The 16,789-nt window shown below is 69.9% G+C and carries 12 protein-coding genes; 8 read left to right on the top strand and 4 right to left on the bottom strand.

Annotated elements, in window-relative coordinates; genetic code table 11:
• The first annotated feature begins 119 nt into the window (after positions 1-119).
• The 7 genes from ACNI65_RS26085 (at position 120) to ACNI65_RS26055 (ending at position 10,443) form a co-directional block, all read left to right on the top strand.
• Complete coding sequence (locus ACNI65_RS26085; RefSeq protein WP_416760478.1) at positions 120-1,109, top strand: DMT family transporter; 990 nt, start codon at positions 120-122, stop codon at positions 1,107-1,109.
• 146 nt (positions 1,110-1,255) lie between these two features.
• Positions 1,256-3,277 carry a M13 family metallopeptidase gene (locus ACNI65_RS26080; protein WP_416760477.1) on the top strand — a complete coding sequence of 674 codons (2,022 nt, stop codon included), beginning with the start codon at positions 1,256-1,258 and terminating at the stop codon, positions 3,275-3,277.
• Positions 3,278-3,500: 223 nt separating this feature from the next.
• Complete coding sequence (locus ACNI65_RS26075; protein WP_416760476.1) at positions 3,501-4,508, top strand: methionine ABC transporter ATP-binding protein; 1,008 nt, start codon at positions 3,501-3,503, stop codon at positions 4,506-4,508.
• Positions 4,505-5,200 (top strand): methionine ABC transporter permease, encoded by a 696-nt coding sequence (locus tag ACNI65_RS26070; RefSeq protein WP_416760475.1) that lies wholly within the window; start codon positions 4,505-4,507, stop codon positions 5,198-5,200. The genes ACNI65_RS26075 and ACNI65_RS26070 overlap by 4 nt, the downstream gene beginning before the upstream one ends.
• Before the next feature lie 116 nt (positions 5,201-5,316).
• Positions 5,317-6,099 (top strand): MetQ/NlpA family ABC transporter substrate-binding protein, encoded by a 783-nt coding sequence (locus tag ACNI65_RS26065; protein ID WP_416760474.1) that lies wholly within the window; start codon positions 5,317-5,319, stop codon positions 6,097-6,099.
• A 268-nt stretch (positions 6,100-6,367) separates the two neighbouring features.
• Positions 6,368-9,442 carry an MHYT domain-containing protein gene (locus ACNI65_RS26060; RefSeq protein WP_416760473.1) on the top strand — a complete coding sequence of 1,025 codons (3,075 nt, stop codon included), beginning with the start codon at positions 6,368-6,370 and terminating at the stop codon, positions 9,440-9,442.
• Positions 9,443-9,444: 2 nt separating this feature from the next.
• Positions 9,445-10,443 (top strand): HD domain-containing phosphohydrolase, encoded by a 999-nt coding sequence (locus ACNI65_RS26055; RefSeq protein WP_416760472.1) that lies wholly within the window; start codon positions 9,445-9,447, stop codon positions 10,441-10,443.
• Here the strand turns inward: ACNI65_RS26055 and ACNI65_RS26050 are convergent.
• Positions 10,385-12,001, bottom strand: a complete 1,617-nt coding sequence (locus ACNI65_RS26050; RefSeq protein WP_416760471.1) for a hypothetical protein — start codon at positions 11,999-12,001, stop codon at positions 10,385-10,387. The genes ACNI65_RS26055 and ACNI65_RS26050 overlap by 59 nt on opposite strands.
• 268 nt (positions 12,002-12,269) lie before the next feature.
• Here ACNI65_RS26050 and ACNI65_RS26045 point away from each other — a divergent pair, with 268 nt between their 5' ends.
• Complete coding sequence (locus tag ACNI65_RS26045) at positions 12,270-13,517, top strand: nucleoside recognition domain-containing protein (protein ID WP_416760470.1); 1,248 nt, start codon at positions 12,270-12,272, stop codon at positions 13,515-13,517.
• 22 nt (positions 13,518-13,539) lie between these two features.
• Here ACNI65_RS26045 and ACNI65_RS26040 read toward each other — a convergent pair whose 3' ends face one another.
• The 3 genes from ACNI65_RS26040 to ACNI65_RS26030 form a co-directional block, all read right to left on the bottom strand.
• The gene (locus tag ACNI65_RS26040; protein WP_416760469.1) at positions 13,540-14,673 is read right to left on the bottom strand and encodes a GGDEF domain-containing protein; all 1,134 of its coding nucleotides are present in this window, start codon (positions 14,671-14,673) and stop codon (positions 13,540-13,542) included.
• Positions 14,674-14,712: 39 nt separating this feature from the next.
• The gene (locus ACNI65_RS26035) at positions 14,713-15,519 is read right to left on the bottom strand and encodes a LytR/AlgR family response regulator transcription factor (RefSeq protein WP_416760468.1); all 807 of its coding nucleotides are present in this window, start codon (positions 15,517-15,519) and stop codon (positions 14,713-14,715) included.
• Positions 15,520-15,581: 62 nt separating this feature from the next.
• A complete protein-coding gene (locus ACNI65_RS26030) occupies positions 15,582-16,721 on the bottom strand; it encodes a sensor histidine kinase (protein ID WP_416760467.1) in 1,140 nt (379 codons plus the stop codon).
• Positions 16,722-16,789 lie beyond the last annotated feature (68 nt).

The raw sequence follows: 16,789 nt of genomic DNA, 5'->3' as shown, positions 1-16,789 counted from the left end.
GGGCGTTCGGTTTCTCCAAACGCCTGTTCCAAACATGCGCATGGACCGCGCGCCGGGCGATGGCCAGACTGCGTCCCATCGAAGTCTTCACCGCGCCCCGCGCGAAAGGGCCCGTCGCCATGACTCCCAAGAATCCTTATGCCGCCACCGTCGCGATGCTCTTCGCCGCGGTCTCGTGGGGCAGCCTGTTCCTGGTCGGCAAGCCGGTGCTGAGCCGGCTCGACCCCATCTGGTTCACCGCCGTGCGTTACCTGCTGGCCGCCGGCGGCATGACGCTGCTGGTGGTGCTCTTCGGCCAGCGGCCCTGGGCCAAGCTGCGCGCGCACTGGGCGACGCTGACCGGCTACGGCGTGCTCGGCTACGGCTTCTTCGGCGTGCTGGTGCTGGAGGGCCTCAAGCTCTCGCTGCCCTCGCATGGCGCGGTGCTGATGGCCACGATGCCGATGACGACGATCCTGCTGCGCTGGCTGCTCGACGGTCACCGGCCCGGCTGGAACGTGGCCGGCGCGGCGGTGCTGGCGCTCAGCGGCGTGGTGCTGGTGTCGGGCGTGCTGGGCCGCACCGACGGCCCGCCGCACATGCTGCTGGGCGACGCGCTGACGCTGCTCGGCACCGTCGGCTGGGTGCTCTACACCCGCGGTGCGGCGAAGGTGCCCGAGCTCAGCCCGCTCGAGTACACCGGCCTCACCGCGCTGGCCGCGCTGCCGTGGCAGCTGCTCTTCGCGGTGGGGGCGACGGTCATCGGCGGCATCGCCGCGCCGACCTGGCAAGACCTGGCGCCGGTGGGGCCGCACCTGCTCTACATCGCGGCCGTGCCGACGGTGGCCGCGGTCGTCGCGTTCAACTTCGGCGTGCGCCAGCTCGGCGCGTCGCATGGCACGCTCTTCCTGAACGGAGTGCCGGTGTCGGCGCTGCTGATGAGCGTCGCGCTGGGCCAGCATCCGGCGATGCAGGAGTGGATCGGCGCGGCGCTGGTCATCGCGGCGCTGACGCTGAGCACGCGGACCCCGGCGCCGGCCAGGCCCGTCGCGGCGGCCTCCACGACGCGTCAAGACAGCGTGAAGACGCCCACGATGGGCGAGGCGGCGGTGCGCTGCCCAGCCACCTGAGACGCCCGGCGACAAGCTGGAAAGCCCCGGTGCGGCGGCCGCCACACCCCACCACAAGCCGCCGCATGCCTTTTGTCACGGGTCTGTCTTCTGGCATAGGCTGTCGGCTTCGTCGGGCCCGGCCCGCGCTCAAGACCCCGTTCGTGATGAAGAATGCACTCCGCCTCACCACCCTGGCCCTGCTGATGCAGCTGGGCGGCCTCGCGATGGCGGCTCAGCCGCAGTCGGGCCTGGAGCTCAAGAGCTTCGACAAGTCGGTCCGTGTCCAGGACGACCTGTTCCGCGCGGTCAACGGCCATTGGCTGACCACGACGGACATCCCCGCCGACAAGTCGTCCTACGGCGCCTTCACCCAGCTGCGCGACCTGTCCGACAAGCGCGCGCGCGGGATCATCGAAGAGCTCGCGAAGAAGAAGGGCAAGACCGGCAGCGTCGATCAGAAGATCGGCGACTACTACGCCGCCTACATGAACACCGCGGCGATCGACAAGGCCGGCCTCGCGCCGATCAAGCCGGTGCTGGACAGCATCGCCGCGATCCAGGACCGCCGCCAGCTCGCCGTCTGGCTGGGCGCCCACACCGGCGTGCTGGACCTGCCCGTGCCGCTGGGCATCGAGGCCGACTACGCCGACCCGACCATCAACCGACTGCAGACCTGGCAGGGCGGCCTGGGCCTGCCCGACCGCGACTACTACCTGAAGAAGGACGACGAGCGCCTGGCCAAGGCCCGTGGTGCCTATGCGGACTACCTGGTGAAGCTGGCCAAGGCCGCCGGCATCGCGGACCCCGAGGGCAGCGCCAAGCGCGTGATGGCGCTCGAGGAGCGCCTGGCGGAAGTGCAGTGGGACAAGGTCTCGCTGCGCGATCCGCAGAAGACCTACAACATCATGACCCCCGACGAGCTCGCGCAGAAGGCGCCGGGCTTCGACTGGAACGCGTTCTTCACCGCGGCCTCGCTGCCGGGCCTGGACAAGCTGTCCAACTCGACGCCGACCTACCTGACCGGCGCGGCCAAGATCCTGGGCGAGGCGTCGCTGGACGACATCAAGCTCTACCTGAACATCCGCGCGCTGGATGCGCTGTCGGACACGCTGCCCAAGAACATCCGCGACGCCCACTTCGCGTATCACGGCACGGCGCTGACCGGCGCCAAGGCCGAGAAGCCGCGGTGGCAGCAGGCCGTGGACAACGTCAACGCCGCGCTGGGCGAGGCCGTCGGCGAGGTCTACGTGAAGCGCTACTTCCCGGCCGCCGACAAGGCGCGCATGGTGCAGCTGGTGGACAACCTGCTGGGCGCCTACAAGGACTCCATCGACAAGCTGAGCTGGATGACGCCCGCGACCAAGGCGCAGGCGCAGGACAAGCTGTCCAAGTACATGGTCAAGATCGGCTATCCCGATGTCTGGCGCGACTACGGCGCGCTGGACGTCAAGGCCGGCGACCCGATGGGCAACGGCCTGCGCGCCGCGACCTTCGAATGGAAGCGCCAGGCCGCCAAGGCCAGCAAGCCGGTCGACCGCCGCGAGTGGCTGATGACGCCGCAGACCGTCAACGCCTACTACAACCCGACGCTCAACGAGATCGTGTTCCCGGCCGCGATCCTGCAGCCGCCCTTCTACAACACGAAGGCCGATGACGCGGTGAACTACGGTGCCATCGGCGCGGTGATCGGTCACGAGATCAGCCACGGCTTCGATGACCAGGGCAGCCAGTTCGACGGCGACGGCAAGCTGCGCAACTGGTGGACCGACGACGACCGCAAGGCCTTCGACGCGATCGGCGCCAAGCTCGTGGCGCAGTACGAGGGCTACGAGCCCATCCCCGGCAAGCACCTGAACGGCAAGCTGACGCTGGGCGAGAACATCGCCGACCTGTCCGGCCTGCAGATCGCCTACAAGGCCTACCTGCGCTCGCTGGGCGGCAAGCCCGCGCCGGTGATCAACGGCCTGACGGGCGAGCAGCGCTTCTTCATGGGCTGGTCGCAGGCCTGGCGCGAGAAGGCGCGCGAGGAACGCAAGCTGCAGCTGCTGACGATCGATCCGCACTCGCCGCCGGAGTTCCGCGCCAACGGCGCCGCCGTGAACCACGACGGCTTCCACGACGCCTTCAAGACCAAGCCGGGCGACAAGATGTTCAAGCCCAGCGAGGACCGCATCCGCATCTGGTAATTCCAGTGACGATCGCCAAGCGGCGTGGCCGCTTGGCAGCGCGCACGGCCGGGACTTCCCGGCCGTTTTCATTTCCGCTTCAGGCTTCCGGTCCGCACGGAAGGCGCCGTTTCCCATATACGAATTCGGCAGAATTCCCACCCCGGCATATGCATATAAGCAATCATTGCTTGCCAAACGCCGGGTAATCCCTAAGCATCACGGGTTTTCTCGACCCCATCCCGTGATCGAACTTCAAGCCCTCCACAAGTCCTACGACGTCGACGGCCGCCGCGTGGCGGCGCTGCAGGGCGTGGACCTGCGCGTGGAGCCGGGCGAGGTGTTCGGCATCATCGGCGCGTCGGGTGCCGGCAAGAGCACGCTGCTGCGCGTGATCAACCTGCTGGAGCGCCCCGACAGCGGCCAGGTCCGCGTGAACGGCCAGGACCTGCAGACGCTGAGCGCGGAGGCGCTGCGCGCCGCCCGCCAGAAGATCGCGATGATCTTCCAGCACTTCAACCTGCTGAGCTCGCGCACCGTGGCGCAGAACGTCGCCTGGCCGCTGCGCATCGCCGGCTGGGACGCCACCCGCATCGCCCCGCGCGTGGCGCAGCTGCTGGCCCGCGTCGGACTGACCGATCAGGCGGACAAGTACCCCGCGCAGCTCTCCGGCGGCCAGAAGCAGCGGGTGGGAATCGCCCGCGCGCTGGCGCTGGACCCGCAGGTGCTGCTGTGCGACGAGGCCACCAGCGCGCTCGATCCCGAGACCACGCGCTCGATCCTGGACCTGCTGGCCGAGCTCAACGAGGAGCTCCGGCTCAGCATCGTGCTGATCACGCATGAGATGGACGTGGTGCGCCGCGTCTGCGACCGCGTGGCGGTGCTCGAGGCCGGCCGCATCGTGGAGCTGGGCCCGGTGGCGCAGGTCTTCCTGCATCCGCGCTCGGACACGGCCCGGCGTTTCGTGCTGGCCTCGGAACACGTCGATGAAGGCGACCAGCGCGACGACCACGCGCACGTCAGCGGCAGCCTGTGGCGGCTGACCTTCTTCGGCGAACGCACCTATGAACCGCTGCTGGGCGAGGTCGCCCGGCGGGCCAACCTGGATTTCGGCATCCTGTCCGGCCGCATCGACCGCATCAAGAAGCAGCCCTATGGCCAGCTGACCATCGCCATCAGCGGCGGCGACCGCGCCACCGCGCGTCAGCTGCTGGCCGAGCGCGGCGTGCAGGTCGAGGAGCTGCGCGCATGAGCACGACCCCGTCCTTCTTCCCATCCCTCATCGAGACCCTGCGCGCCATCGACTGGCCCGAGATCGCCACCGCCGGCGGCGACACGCTGCTGATGCTGGGCGGCTCGCTGTTGTTCACCGCGCTGCTGGGCCTGCCGCTGGGCATCGCGCTGTACCTGTTCGACCGCGGCCGGCTGGTGGCCTCTCCCAAGGTCTACGGGCTGCTGTCCTTCGTCGTGAACGTGCTGCGCTCGCTGCCGTTCGTGATCCTGCTGATCGTGCTGATCCCGTTCACGCTGCTGGTGACCGGCACCTCGCTGGGCGTGGCCGGCGCGATCCCGCCGCTGGTCGTCGGCGCGACGCCCTTCCTGGCGCGGCTCGTGGAGACCGCGCTGCGCGGCGTGGACCGCGGCATCGTCGAGGCGGGCCTGGCCATGGGCGCCAGCACGCGCCAGATCGTCTGGCAGGCGCTGCTGCCCGAGGCGCTGCCGGGCATCGTCTCCGCGCTCACCGTCACCGCGATCACGCTGGTCGGCTACACGGCCATGTCCGGCGTCATCGGCGGCGGCGGCCTGGGCGACCTCGCCATCCGCTTCGGCTACCAGCGCTTCCAGACCGAGGTGATGGTCGTCACCGTCGTGCTGCTGCTGGTGCTGGTGCAACTGCTGCAGATGCTGGGCGACTGGCTCGTCACGCGCGTGACGCATCGCTGAGCCGTAGCCCGTTCACTCGAATCCCGAATCTCGATTCCCGATTCCCCGCCTCCCCCTTTCATCGCCGTTCGCCCCATGCAGGCGAGCGGCACCGTCCTCCAGAGGAGTTCCTGAGCATGAAGAAGCTGATCACCGCCGCCGTCGCGGCCCTGTCCCTGGCCGCCGCCGGCACCGCCGCCGCCGAGAAGCTGAGCGTCGCTGCCACCGCCGTGCCGCACGCCGAGATCCTGAACCTGATCAAGCCCGAGCTGGCCAAGCGGGGTGTGGAGCTCGAGGTCAAGGTCTTCACCGACTACGTCCAGCCCAACGTGCAGGTCGCCGAGAAGCGCCTGGATGCCAACTTCTTCCAGCACAAGCCCTACCTGAACGAGTTCAACAAGGGCAAGGGCACCCACCTGGTGCCGGTGGTGGCCGTGCACGTGGAGCCCTTCGGCGCGTACTCGACCAAGCACAAGACGCTGGCCGCGCTGCCCGAGGGCGGCACGGTGGCCCTGCCCAACGACCCCACCAACGGCGGCCGCGCGCTGCTGCTGCTGGACAAGGCCGGCGTGATCAAGCTCAAGGACAAGTCCAACATCCTGGCCACGACCAAGGACATCGCCGAGAACCCCAAGAAGCTGAAGTTCCGCGAGATCGAGGCCGCCACGCTGCCGCGCATCCTGCCGCAGGTGGACCTGGCGCTGATCAACACGAACTACGCGCTGGAAGCCAAGCTCAACCCGGGCAAGGACGCGCTGGCCATCGAGGGCGCCGAGTCGCCGTACGCCAACTGGCTGGTCACGCGTGACGACAACCAGAACGCCCCGGCCGTGAAGAAACTGGCGGCCGCGCTGCAGTCCGACGCCGTCAAGCGCTTCATCCAGACCCAGTACAAGGGCGCGGTCGTCCCGGCGTTCTAAGGACGGCTACTGCGCGGGCCGATCTCGGGCCTGCGGTGCTCGCCGTACGGGAGTACGGCTGCGCGCCTCAGACCCGACCTCGACCCGCTCGCAACGCCGTCGATTGCGGTGTTGTTGCGATTAGCGCCCCGCACCTGCGGGGCGCTTGCACTTGGGCCGGAGTTACCGCGCATTTGTGCCGGACGCGTACGTCCGCTTCTTGGCACCATGGCGGCCTCCTCCCATGCCCGGGTCGAGCGCCCGCGCGGGCGCGCGATCCACCCCCTCCGTGTCCGAACTCTCCGCGGTCCTGCCGCAGTTCTTCCTTTTCCGCGACGGCGCCCCGACGATGCTGCTCACCGGCCAGTACGACTGGCCGCTGGTGCTACTGTCGCTGGTGGTGGCGTCGCTGACCTCGGCGCTGGCGCTGCAGGTCGCGGGCATGGCCAAGCCGGCCACGGGCTGGCGCCGCCAGTCCATCCTGGCCACCGGGGCGCTCGCGCTGGGCGGCGGGATCTGGTCGATGCACTTCATCGGCATGCTGGCCTTCCAGCTCTGCGCGCAGATCGCCTTCGACGGCCACATCACCGCCGCCTCGATGATCCCGGCGCTGATCGCGTCCTGGGTCGCGCTGGCGCTGCTGGCCCGCCATCAGCTCGAGGTCTGGCGCCTGATCGTCGGCGGTGTGCTGGTCGGCGCGGGCATCGGCGCGATGCATTACCTGGGCATGGCCGCCATGGAGATGTCCGTGGCGCTGCGTTACGACCCGCTGTGGTTCGGCGCCTCCATCGTCGTGGCCGTGCTGCTGGCGATGCTGGCGCTGTGGATCCGCTTCGGCCTGGCCCGGCGCATCAACCGCTACGCGGCCATCGCGCTGGGCGGCACCGTCATGGGCTGCGCGATCGCGGGCATGCATTACACGGCCATGGGCGCGGCGCGTTTCGTCGGCACGGCCGACGGTCCCTGCAACAGGAGCATCGAGAACGCCGGCTGGCTGGCGCTGGCCGTGACCGTCATGGCGCTGACCATCAGCGCGCTGACGGCCGGCGCCAACGGCCTGCTGGCGCTGCGCCGGCTCAACACCGAGCTGGTCGAGGAACGCGGCCGCATGCTCGCGATGGAGCAGGCGCTGCGCGACAGCGAGACCAAGTACCGCACCGTCATCGCCAACAGCCCCGGCGTGACCTTCCGCTGCCGGCTCGACGAGAACTGGTCGATGCTGCTGATCAACGACGCCGTCGAAGCGCTGACCGGCTGGCCCGCGCAGGACTTCCTGGACGGCCGCCAGCACTTCGCCGCGCTGATCCACCGCCATGACCAGGCCGGCGTGAACGCCGCGGTCGAGGCCGCGGTCGCGGCCGACGCGCCCTATTCGATCGAGTACCGTGTCCACACCCGCGACGCCGGCGAGCGCTGGGTCTCCGAGCGCGGCCGCGCGGTGCGCGATGCCTCGGGCACCGCGCAGTGGATCGACGGCGTCATCCTCGACATCACCGAACCCAAGCGCCTGCAGCGCCAGCTGGAGGAAGCCAAGGAACGCGCCGAATCGGCGGCCGCGGCCAAGAGCGCCTTCCTGGCCAACATGAGCCACGAGATCCGCACCCCGATGAACGCCATCCTGGGCTTCACCGAGCTGCTGCTGGACACCACGCTGACCGACGGCCAGCGCCGTCACCTGACGACGGTGCGGGGCTCGGCGCGCTCGCTGCTCTCGCTGCTCAACGACATCCTGGACACCGCCAAGCTGGACAAGGGCGCGATGGAGCTGGAGGTCGTCGACTTCTCGCTGCGCACCGTCTGCGAGCAGGCGTTGAACTCGCTGCGCCTGCTGGCCCAGCGCAAGAACCTCGCGCTGCACCTGGACTATCCCGACAGCGAATCGCGCTTCTTCAAGGGCGACCCGCTGCGCGTGCAGCAGGTGCTGCTGAACCTCGTGGGCAACGCCATCAAGTTCACCGAGCAGGGCCAGGTCAGCCTGCGCATGCGCCAGGAATCGGGCCACATCCACCTGGCCGTGATCGACACCGGCATCGGCATCGCCGCCGACCGGCTGGATCGCATCTTCGACGCCTTCGCGCAGGCGGACGCCTCGACCACGCGCCGCTTCGGCGGCACGGGCCTGGGCACGACGATCTCGCGCCAACTGGTCGAGCGCATGGGCGGCCGCATCACCGTGGAAAGCACGCTGGGCGAGGGCAGCACCTTCCACGTCTGGCTGCCGCTGCCCGCGGGCGACGCGGCGCGCGCCGAGTTCGACGCCACCGAGGACGCCGTCACGCTGCCGCCGCTGCGGCTGCTGGTGGCCGATGACGTGGCGCAGAACGGCGAGCTGTTGCAGATCGTCCTGACCCGCGAGGGCCACCAGGTCACGCTGGCCTCGGACGGCCTGCAGGCGCTCAAGGCCTTCTCCGACGAGCGTTTCGACGCGGTGCTGATGGACGTCCACATGCCCGGGCTGGACGGCCTGGGCGCGACGCGCCGCATCCGCAACTTCGAGCACGCGCAGGGCCGCGGCCACACGCCGGTGGTCGCGCTGACCGCCAGCGTGCTGGAGGAGGACCGCCAGGCCGCGCTGGCCGCGGGCATGGACGGTTTCGCGGTGAAGCCGGTCGAGCCGGCGCGGCTCTTCGCCGAGATCGCCCGCGTGCTGGGCCTGACGCCGGGTCGATCGGCCGCGTCCGCCGGGCCGGCGCCGTCCACGCGACATGCGCGCGATGCGCGGAACGCGGGCCAGTCGACGGGACCGCTGGACTGGCAGCAGGGCCTGCGCCTGTGGGGCAGCGTGACGGCCTGGCAACGCGGCCTGCGCCGTTTCGCCGAGGAACAACGCGACGGCGTGGCCCGTCTGCATCAGCTGACGCAGGGCCGGCAGTGGATCGAGATGCGCGGCCTCGTGCACCGCTGGCGCGGCGTGGCCGGCAGCCTGGCGATGCCGGAGCTGCTCGCCGCGGCGCAGCCGGTGGAATCGGCGCTGCGCCTGGGCCGGCAGGACGACCTGATGGCGCTGGTCGATGCGCTGGCGCTGTCGCTGCAGCAGGCGGTGGACGCGATCGCCGAGCTGGACGGCACGCCGTCGGGCTTCGCGCCGAGCGCGTCGATGCCGTTGTCTGGCGCAGACGCGGCGGGCGCGACGCCCGATGCGACGCCGGGCCAGACCCTGCGCGAGAAGAAGCTGCTGGTGGACCGGCTGGCCGCGGCGCTCAAGCGCAGCGAGCTGGACGACGAGTCGCTGGCCGCGCTGCGCGCGGCGCTTGGCGCCGAGCGGGTCGCCCCGCTGGCACAGGCGCTGGATGATTTCGACTTCGACGCGGCGCTGACGCTGCTGCAGTCGCTGCGCACGCAGTTGAGCGAGGCAGGCGCATGACCATGGCCATGACCGCGGACCACCGCCCCAAGCTGCTGCTCGTCGACGACGAACCGGCCAACCTGCAGGTGCTGCGCCATGTGCTGCAGGACGACTACCGGCTGCTGTTCGCGCGTGACGGGCAGAAGGCGCTCGAACTCGCGAAGACCGAATCGCCGCAGCTGATCCTGCTGGACATCATGATGCCGGGCTTGTCCGGCCTGGACGTCTGCCGCGTGCTGAAGTCGCAGCCGGCGACCAAGCGCACGCCGGTGATCTTCGTCACCGCGCTGGCCGACACGCGCGACGAGACCGAGGGTTTCGAGGCGGGCGCGGTCGACTACATCGCCAAGCCGGTGAGCCCGCCGGTGGTGCGGGCGCGCGTGCGCACGCACCTGTCGCTGGTGCGCGCGGACGAGCTGCGCGAGACGCGGCTGCAGATCGTGCAGCGCCTGGGTCGCGCGGCCGAGTACAAGGACAACGAGACCGGCTGGCACGTGGTGCGCATGAGCCATTACGCGCAGTTGCTGGCGCAGGCCGCCGGCTGGACCGACGTGGAGGCCGACGACCTGCTGCATGCCGCGCCGATGCACGACGTGGGCAAGCTGGGCATCCCCGACGCGATCCTGCAGAAGCCCGGTCCGCTGACCGAGGCCGAATGGGAGGTCATGAAGCGCCACCCGGCCATCGGCGCGGAGATCCTGGGCGATCAGACGACGGGCCTGCTCGGGCTGGCCCGTCGCATCGCGCTGGGCCACCACGAGAAGTGGGACGGCAGCGGTTATCCCGAGGGGCTGGCCGGCGAGGCGATTCCGCAGGAAGCGCGCATCGTGGCCATCGCCGACGTCTTCGACGCGTTGACCAGCATCCGGCCCTACAAGCCGGCCTGGCCGGTGGAGAAGGCGGTGGAGCACCTGCGCGCGCAGGCCGGCCGGCACTTCGATCCGGCGCTCGTGGAGCTCTTCATCGGCGTGTTGCCGAGGGTGCTGGAAGTGCGGGACCGGTTCCTGGAAGAGGGCTGAGCGGCGCGGATGGCATCCACGCGGCGAGGCGATGAACGCCGCTCCGCACATCGGTGCCCAGGTATTCCCAGAGCTGGTCGCCGAGGCTGTCGTCGGGCAGCTCGGGCACCCGTCCTCCCGGCTCCAGCGCTTGCAACTTGAAGTACTCCACCTGCCGCGTGATGCCGTTGAAGCGCACGTACCGCTGGCCGATGGTGGCGCCGCGCTCGTCCGGCTGCCACGCCTTGATCGTGCCCACGACGGCCTTGCGGCTGGGCAGCGCCGTGCCGATGTACTCCCACTGCTCGTTGTCCTCGCCGTTCGTCGGGAACGCCATCGCGTCTGCATTGGCCGGCAGAGCCACACGCCGGAAGAACTCGGCGCGACCGCTGTGCGGGTTGTCGTAGCGGCGCACGTCTCCGATACGGGGAGCGCCGGCCTCGGGACCGGCATCGGGCTGACCGAGCACCCGGCGCGCCAGGAAGCCCGCGTCCTGCGTCAAACCACGGCGCAGCAGCGCCTCATGGATGGCCGGCCAGAATGCGCTGAGCCGCAAATGGGTGTAGCTGCCCAGGACCAGGCCGACCAGCCGAGGAGGCCGCAGGTCGCGCGACGCCATCAGACCCGACCCGCTCGAGGTCTTCGAGAACGGCACGTCCAGATGGACACCGCTCCGCAGCGAAAGGGCCCGCAGCCCTTCCTTGCTCCAGACCCGGGTGATGCCGTCGGCCGCGGTGCCTGCCGTGGTCAGCAAGAGGTCGTCCACGACGCGATCCGGCACGTCCTCCCCGTTCATCTCGTGCCGCAGGGTCCTTCCGAGCACATCGACACCGGGACCGTCATCGGGCGGAAGCGGGAAATTCCCCAGCTCGAACCTCGCCGGCTCCGCAGCCCGCAGGGCGCGCACCGACCGGTAGAGCAGCGGCCTGTCCACCAGATCGGCATAGATCCGCCCTGACTCGTTGCGGCGGTGGACATACCCGCTGAACAGGGAGATCTCGGGGAGCTGGGGCGCGTTGGCCGCGCTCCGCGGCTCCCCAGGCACCCAGGCGCTCAAGCGCGTGGGCGACTCCTCACGATCACGCAGCAGGCGGGACTCCTCCAGATAGCTGGGCAGCGGCGACGCGCCGGCCTTCATCATCTCGGGCACCGGCTCATCCAGCACCATCAGGGCCAGGAACTTCCCGGGCGGATCGGTTTGCACGCCATCGATCATGCGGCCCGGTTCAAGGACTGCCCACGCCTGCCCGCTGAGCTGGCGACCGGTCGAGCGCTGTCGCATGACCAGCGCATCGGCATGGGTCTGCTCGCGCGTCCCGCCGAGGCAGTAGTAGCTGGAGACCGCGACTCGCGGCGTGATGAGCGTGGCTGAGCAGTCGGCATTGCCCAGCAACCACGCAGGTAGTGCGGAGGCCTTCGCACCGCCCGCCGCGAGCGCCAACGCGCCGGCCAGGGCGACTGCGGCGGCGCGAGGCCGCGGCCGGCTGCGCCAGCGCGATGCGGCAAGGCCTGTGCGGCCGACGGCGCTTCGATCGGACCGACCAGCCGGTCCGGGACCGGAGACGGGGCATGTGTTCATGTGAGGCTCCAACCCTTCCGATGTTGAAGAAGGGCCACGCCATTCTTGGAGGGCATCCTCGGCGGCTCAATGACCCGCTTCCGCAGGGCGCCGCTTGCTCCGTCACTGCCATCGGGACGTCCGCCCTGGTTCAGGTCGAGGCGTGCGCGCGGCGGTCCTGCCGATTCGCACCGGGGGTGCCAGGGTTATGACCGGTCCCTACAAGGTGATGCTCGCAATCCCCAGTCGCGCCAGACCGGGACGCGCGGCGCCGGAATAATGCGCGCCCATGGTGCTGAACTTCATCTGGATCGGGTTCTTCCTGATCGGCTTCGCGGTCGCGCTGGCGCGGCTGGTCCAGGGCGACCTGACCATCTTCACGCAGGTGCTCACCGGCATCTTTGACACGGCCAAGACCGGCTTCGACATCTCGCTGGGGCTGGTCGGCGTGATGAGCCTATGGCTCGGCCTCATGAAGGTCGGCGAGAAGGCGGGCGTCATCCAGCTCTTCGCGCGGGCGATGGGGCCGTTCTTCGCGCGCATCTTCCCGGAGGTCCCGCGCGGCCATCCGGCGGGCGGCTCGATGGTCATGAACTTCTCGGCCAACATGCTCGGCCTGGACAACGCCGCCACGCCGCTGGGCCTGAAGGCGATGAAGGAACTGCAGGACCTGAACCCGCAGAAGGACACCGCCTCCAACGCGATGATCATGTTCCTGGTGCTGAACACCGCGGGCATCACGCTGATCCCGACCTCGGTGATCGCGATCCGTCAGGCGATGGCGGTGGACCAGGGCCTGGTGGGCTTCAACGCGGCAGACATCTTCCTGCCGACGCTGATCGCCACCTTCATCTCGTTCATGTCGGGGCTGATCGCGGTGGCCTGGGTACAGCGCATCAACCTGTTCAGCGCGCCGGTGCTGGTGTTCGTCGGCGGCTTCATCGCGATCATGGCCGCGGTCTTCGGGTGGCTGCACAGCTACCCGCCCGAGGTGATGTCGCAGTACATCGGGCTGCTGGGCAGCGGCGTGATCCTGAGCATCATCGTGATGTTCATCGCCGTGGGCGCGTGGCGCCGCGTCAATGTCTACGAGGCCTTCGTCGAGGGCGCCAAGGAGGGCTTCGGCGTCGCGATCCAGATCATTCCCTACCTGATCGCGATCCTGGTGGCGATCTCGGTGTTCCGCACGACGGGCTGCATGGAGTTCGTCGTGCGGGGCATCGCCGCCGGCGTGGCCGCGCTGGGCCTGCCGACCGACTTCGTGCCGGCGCTGCCCGTGGGCCTGATGAAGACGCTCTCGGGCAGCGGCGCGCGCGGGCTGATGGTGGACGTGCTCAAGACCTACGGCGTGGACAGCTTCGAGGGCAAGCTCGCCGCGATCATCCAGGGCTCGACCGAGACGACGTTCTACGTGCTGGCCGTCTACTTCGGCAGCGTCAACATCAAGAAGACCCGCTACGCGCTGACCTGCGGCTTGCTCGCCGACGTGGTCGGCCTGATCGGCGCGATCGTCGTGGGGTACTGGTTCTTCAAGTGAGGGCGCGGGTCGCGTCGCCGGATCAAGCCACCCGGTTGCGACCGTCAGCCTTGGCTCGGTAGAGCGCCTCGTCGGCCCGCGCCAGCAGCGCGTCCAGGCCCGCGTCGTCGGCCTGCGCCCAGGCGACCCCCAGGCTGGCGGTGCATGGCGGGATGCCGGGCTCGGGCACGTGCGCGGCCAGCGCCGCGCGCACCCGCTCGGCCAGGGCCCGCGCCGCCTCGGCATCGGTGGACGGCAGCAGGATCACGAACTCCTCGCCGCCATATCGGCCCAGGCGGTCGTTCACACGCAAGGCCTGCCGCATGACGGCCGCCGCGGCCGCCAGCACGCGATCGCCGGCCTGGTGACCAAAGCGGTCGTTGACCTGCTTGAAATGGTCGAGGTCCAGCAGCAGCAGCGACAAGGGCTGCGCGTACCGGCGCCAGCGATCGAACTCCTCGCCGCCGGCCTGCAGCACCGCGCGGCGCGTGAGCGCCCCGGTCAACGCATCGCGCGTGGCGAGCAGCTCGAACTCCTCGCGCACGCGCTCGCTGGCCATCAGCAGCACGCCCATGCTCAGCAGCAGCACGCTGAAGCAATAGCTGGCGATGTAGGTCGTCTGCACCGTGGTCATCGCGAAGCGGGAGGACTGCGCGCCGTCGACCCAGAAGGTCGCCAAGCCCCGCCCGATCAGCACCAGCGCCTGCAGCAGCAGGGTGCCCGCGATCAGGCGCGCCGCGAAGCCGTGGCCGTCGCGCAGGATCAGCCGCGCGTGCGCGAGCACGCAGGCCGTCATCGTTCCGGTGAACACGACCACGCGGACGCGATAGTCCGGCCACAGCAGGAACCAGGTCAGCACGGCGAGGCTGATCAGCGCGATGCCGCCCCACAGGCGCCAGGTCACGCGCCGGTCGAAGAAGCGCTGCGAACCGAAATAGAAGAGCCCGCATCCGAGCAGCAGCAGCACGTTGCCGGTCTGGGCGACGGCGAACTCGGGCCAGACGCCCTGCAGCGCGTAGACGCCGGCCGCGAAGGCGCAGGTCATCGGCGCAAGCGCCCAGGGCAGCAGGCCGCGGATCGTCGCGGGATAGTTGCGCCGCACGCCGAGCAGCACCAGCCCCAGGACCGCGGCCATCAGCGCGGTCATGACGGTGATCGATCGCGGGTCAAGCTGCATGAGACCGGCAGTGTAGGCCGGCCTCATGACGGGAGCGCCTCACATCGCCTTGAACAGATGCACGTAGGCGCGGCTCACCGGCAGCTCGCTCGCATGACCGCGCACGCGCACGAACAGGCGGCTGAGCTCGTCGCGGCGCGTGCCGCTGACGTGGTCCAGGTTGACGATGGTCGAGCGGTGCACCTGCCAGAAGCGATCACCGTCGAGTTGCGCGGCGAGCTCGTGGATGGGCGTGCGGATCAGGTACTCTGTCGACGCGGTCTGCACACAGGTGTACTTGTCGTCGGCGCGGAAGAACAGCACCTCGTCCACCGGCACCTGATGCATCAGGTCGCCCTGCGTCGCGCGCACCCAGCGCAGCGGGCTCGCGCCCGGGCTGGCGCCGCCAGCCGGCGCGTGCAGCCGCTGCAGCACCGCGAGCAGCCTCGCGTCGACGTCGGCTCCGGTCGAGACGTCCGGCTCGCCGGCAGCTGGCGTCGCCTTGGCCAGCGCGCGCCGCACGCGCTCGACCGTGCGGCCCAGGCGGTCCGCCTCCACGGGCTTGAGCACGTAGTCGATGGCCTCCTGCTCGAAAGCCTGGCAGGCGTACTGGTCATACGCGGTGACGAAGACCACCCGCGTCGAGCCCTCGATGCCCTCGGCCACTTCCAGCCCGGTCAGACCCGGCATCTGGATGTCCAGGAACGCGAGGTCGGGCTGCAGTTCAGCGATCTGCTCGGCGGCTTCCTGCCCGTTGCGCGCGACATGCACGATGGTCAGCTCCGGCCACACGGCGGCCAGTTGCGCGGCCAGGGCGCGGGCCAGGTGGGGTTCGTCGTCAGCGATCAGCGCGGTGGGAGCGGTCATGGGGTCGTGGCGAAGTGATGAAGTGATGAAGCGGTGAAGGGGTGAAGCGGGGAGGAAACGGCTCAGGCGTCCACGGGCACGCGCAGCGTGACCCGGCAGCCCGGCTCGGCGGGTTCCAGCGTCAACGAGGCGCGATCGCCGTACTGGGCCATCAGCCGCTCGCGCAGGTTGGCCAGCGCGATGCCATTGCCCGCGCGTCGCGACGCGCCGGGGCCCACGCCGTCGTCGCGGATCGTGACGACCAGCGCGCCGTCGCGCAGCGCGGCATCCACGCGCACGCAACCGCCCTCGATCTTGGGTTCCAGCCCGTGATGCACCGCGTTCTCCACCAGCGGCTGCAGCAGCATCGGCGGCAGCGGGAAGGCGCGTGCCTCGGGCGTGGCGTGGATCTCAAAACGCAAGCGGTCCTCCATGCGGGTCTGCAGCACCGTCAGGTAGGCCGAGGCCAAGGCGAGCTCGTCCTCCAGCGGCCCCGTCTCCCGGCGCAGTCCGCCGAGCGAGGCCCGCAGGTAGGCGGTGAACGCGCCCAGCATCTCCTTGGCCTTGGCCGCGTCGTAATCGATCAGCGAGTGCACGTTGGCCAGCGTGTTGAAGAGGAAGTGCGGCTCGATCTGGCCCTGCAGCAGCCGCAGCTGCGCCTCGGTGGCGCGGCGTTCGGCCTTGAGCTGGCGGTTCTTGGAAGCGAACCAGTGGTGCAGCACGAAGGTGATCAGCAGCGACAGCGCCGCGGTGATGCCGATGATCTTGCCGCCCTCGGCCCAGTCCAGCTTGACCCAGCGGGACATGCCGGCCAGCCACATGCCGGGAATCCAGCCGATGACCGTGCCCACCACCGGCAGCCCGGAGAAGAAGACCGTGCGCTTCCAGTCCGGCCACGCGCGAATCCGCGCCCGGCCGCCCACCAGCGGCGTGAGGATGGCGAACAGCGACTGGATGATCACCCCGATGGTCACGCACACGATCACGTTCTTGCTGTACCACCAGCCCCAGGCGCGCGGATCGGTCCAGCGCGCGGTGCTGCTGTTCATCACGAAGCCCAGGATGGTGAAGCCCACCGCCAGCGCGCACGAGAACAGCAGCGTCCAGACCCACTGCATCCAGCCCGGTCCGCTGCTCTGGGCCTCGTTGCTGAGCCAGGCATGCCAGGAGGCGCGCAGCCGGCGCGCGTCGCGCCACAGGGGTCGGGGGGAAGCGGGAGTCATGCGGCGCAGTGTAGGGAGCGGTCCCGGCCGGCCCTCCCGGGGAAACGACCAATCGACAGCGCGCCGGA

The organism is Roseateles sp. So40a, from assembly GCF_048081605.1.
Lineage (GTDB): Bacteria > Pseudomonadota > Gammaproteobacteria > Burkholderiales > Burkholderiaceae_C > Roseateles.
This window is presented reverse-complemented; position numbering and strand designations above follow the sequence as displayed.

Bases quoted from the DNA above. Each gene is read 5' to 3' on its own strand.
- ACNI65_RS26080 (WP_416760477.1), top strand. From the start codon at position 1,256: ATGAAGAATGCACTCCGCCTCACCACCCTGGCCCTGCTGATGCAGCTG.
- ACNI65_RS26085 (WP_416760478.1), top strand. From the start codon at position 120: ATGACTCCCAAGAATCCTTATGCCGCCACCGTCGCGATGCTCTTCGCC.
- ACNI65_RS26045 (WP_416760470.1), top strand. From the start codon at position 12,270: ATGGTGCTGAACTTCATCTGGATCGGGTTCTTCCTGATCGGCTTCGCG.
- ACNI65_RS26040 (WP_416760469.1), bottom strand. From the start codon at position 14,673: ATGCAGCTTGACCCGCGATCGATCACCGTCATGACCGCGCTGATGGCC.
- ACNI65_RS26070 (WP_416760475.1), top strand. From the start codon at position 4,505: ATGAGCACGACCCCGTCCTTCTTCCCATCCCTCATCGAGACCCTGCGC.
- ACNI65_RS26030 (WP_416760467.1), bottom strand. From the start codon at position 16,721: ATGACTCCCGCTTCCCCCCGACCCCTGTGGCGCGACGCGCGCCGGCTG.
- ACNI65_RS26065 (WP_416760474.1), top strand. From the start codon at position 5,317: ATGAAGAAGCTGATCACCGCCGCCGTCGCGGCCCTGTCCCTGGCCGCC.
- ACNI65_RS26035 (WP_416760468.1), bottom strand. From the start codon at position 15,519: ATGACCGCTCCCACCGCGCTGATCGCTGACGACGAACCCCACCTGGCC.
- ACNI65_RS26055 (WP_416760472.1), top strand. From the start codon at position 9,445: ATGGCCATGACCGCGGACCACCGCCCCAAGCTGCTGCTCGTCGACGAC.
- ACNI65_RS26050 (WP_416760471.1), bottom strand. From the start codon at position 12,001: ATGAACACATGCCCCGTCTCCGGTCCCGGACCGGCTGGTCGGTCCGAT.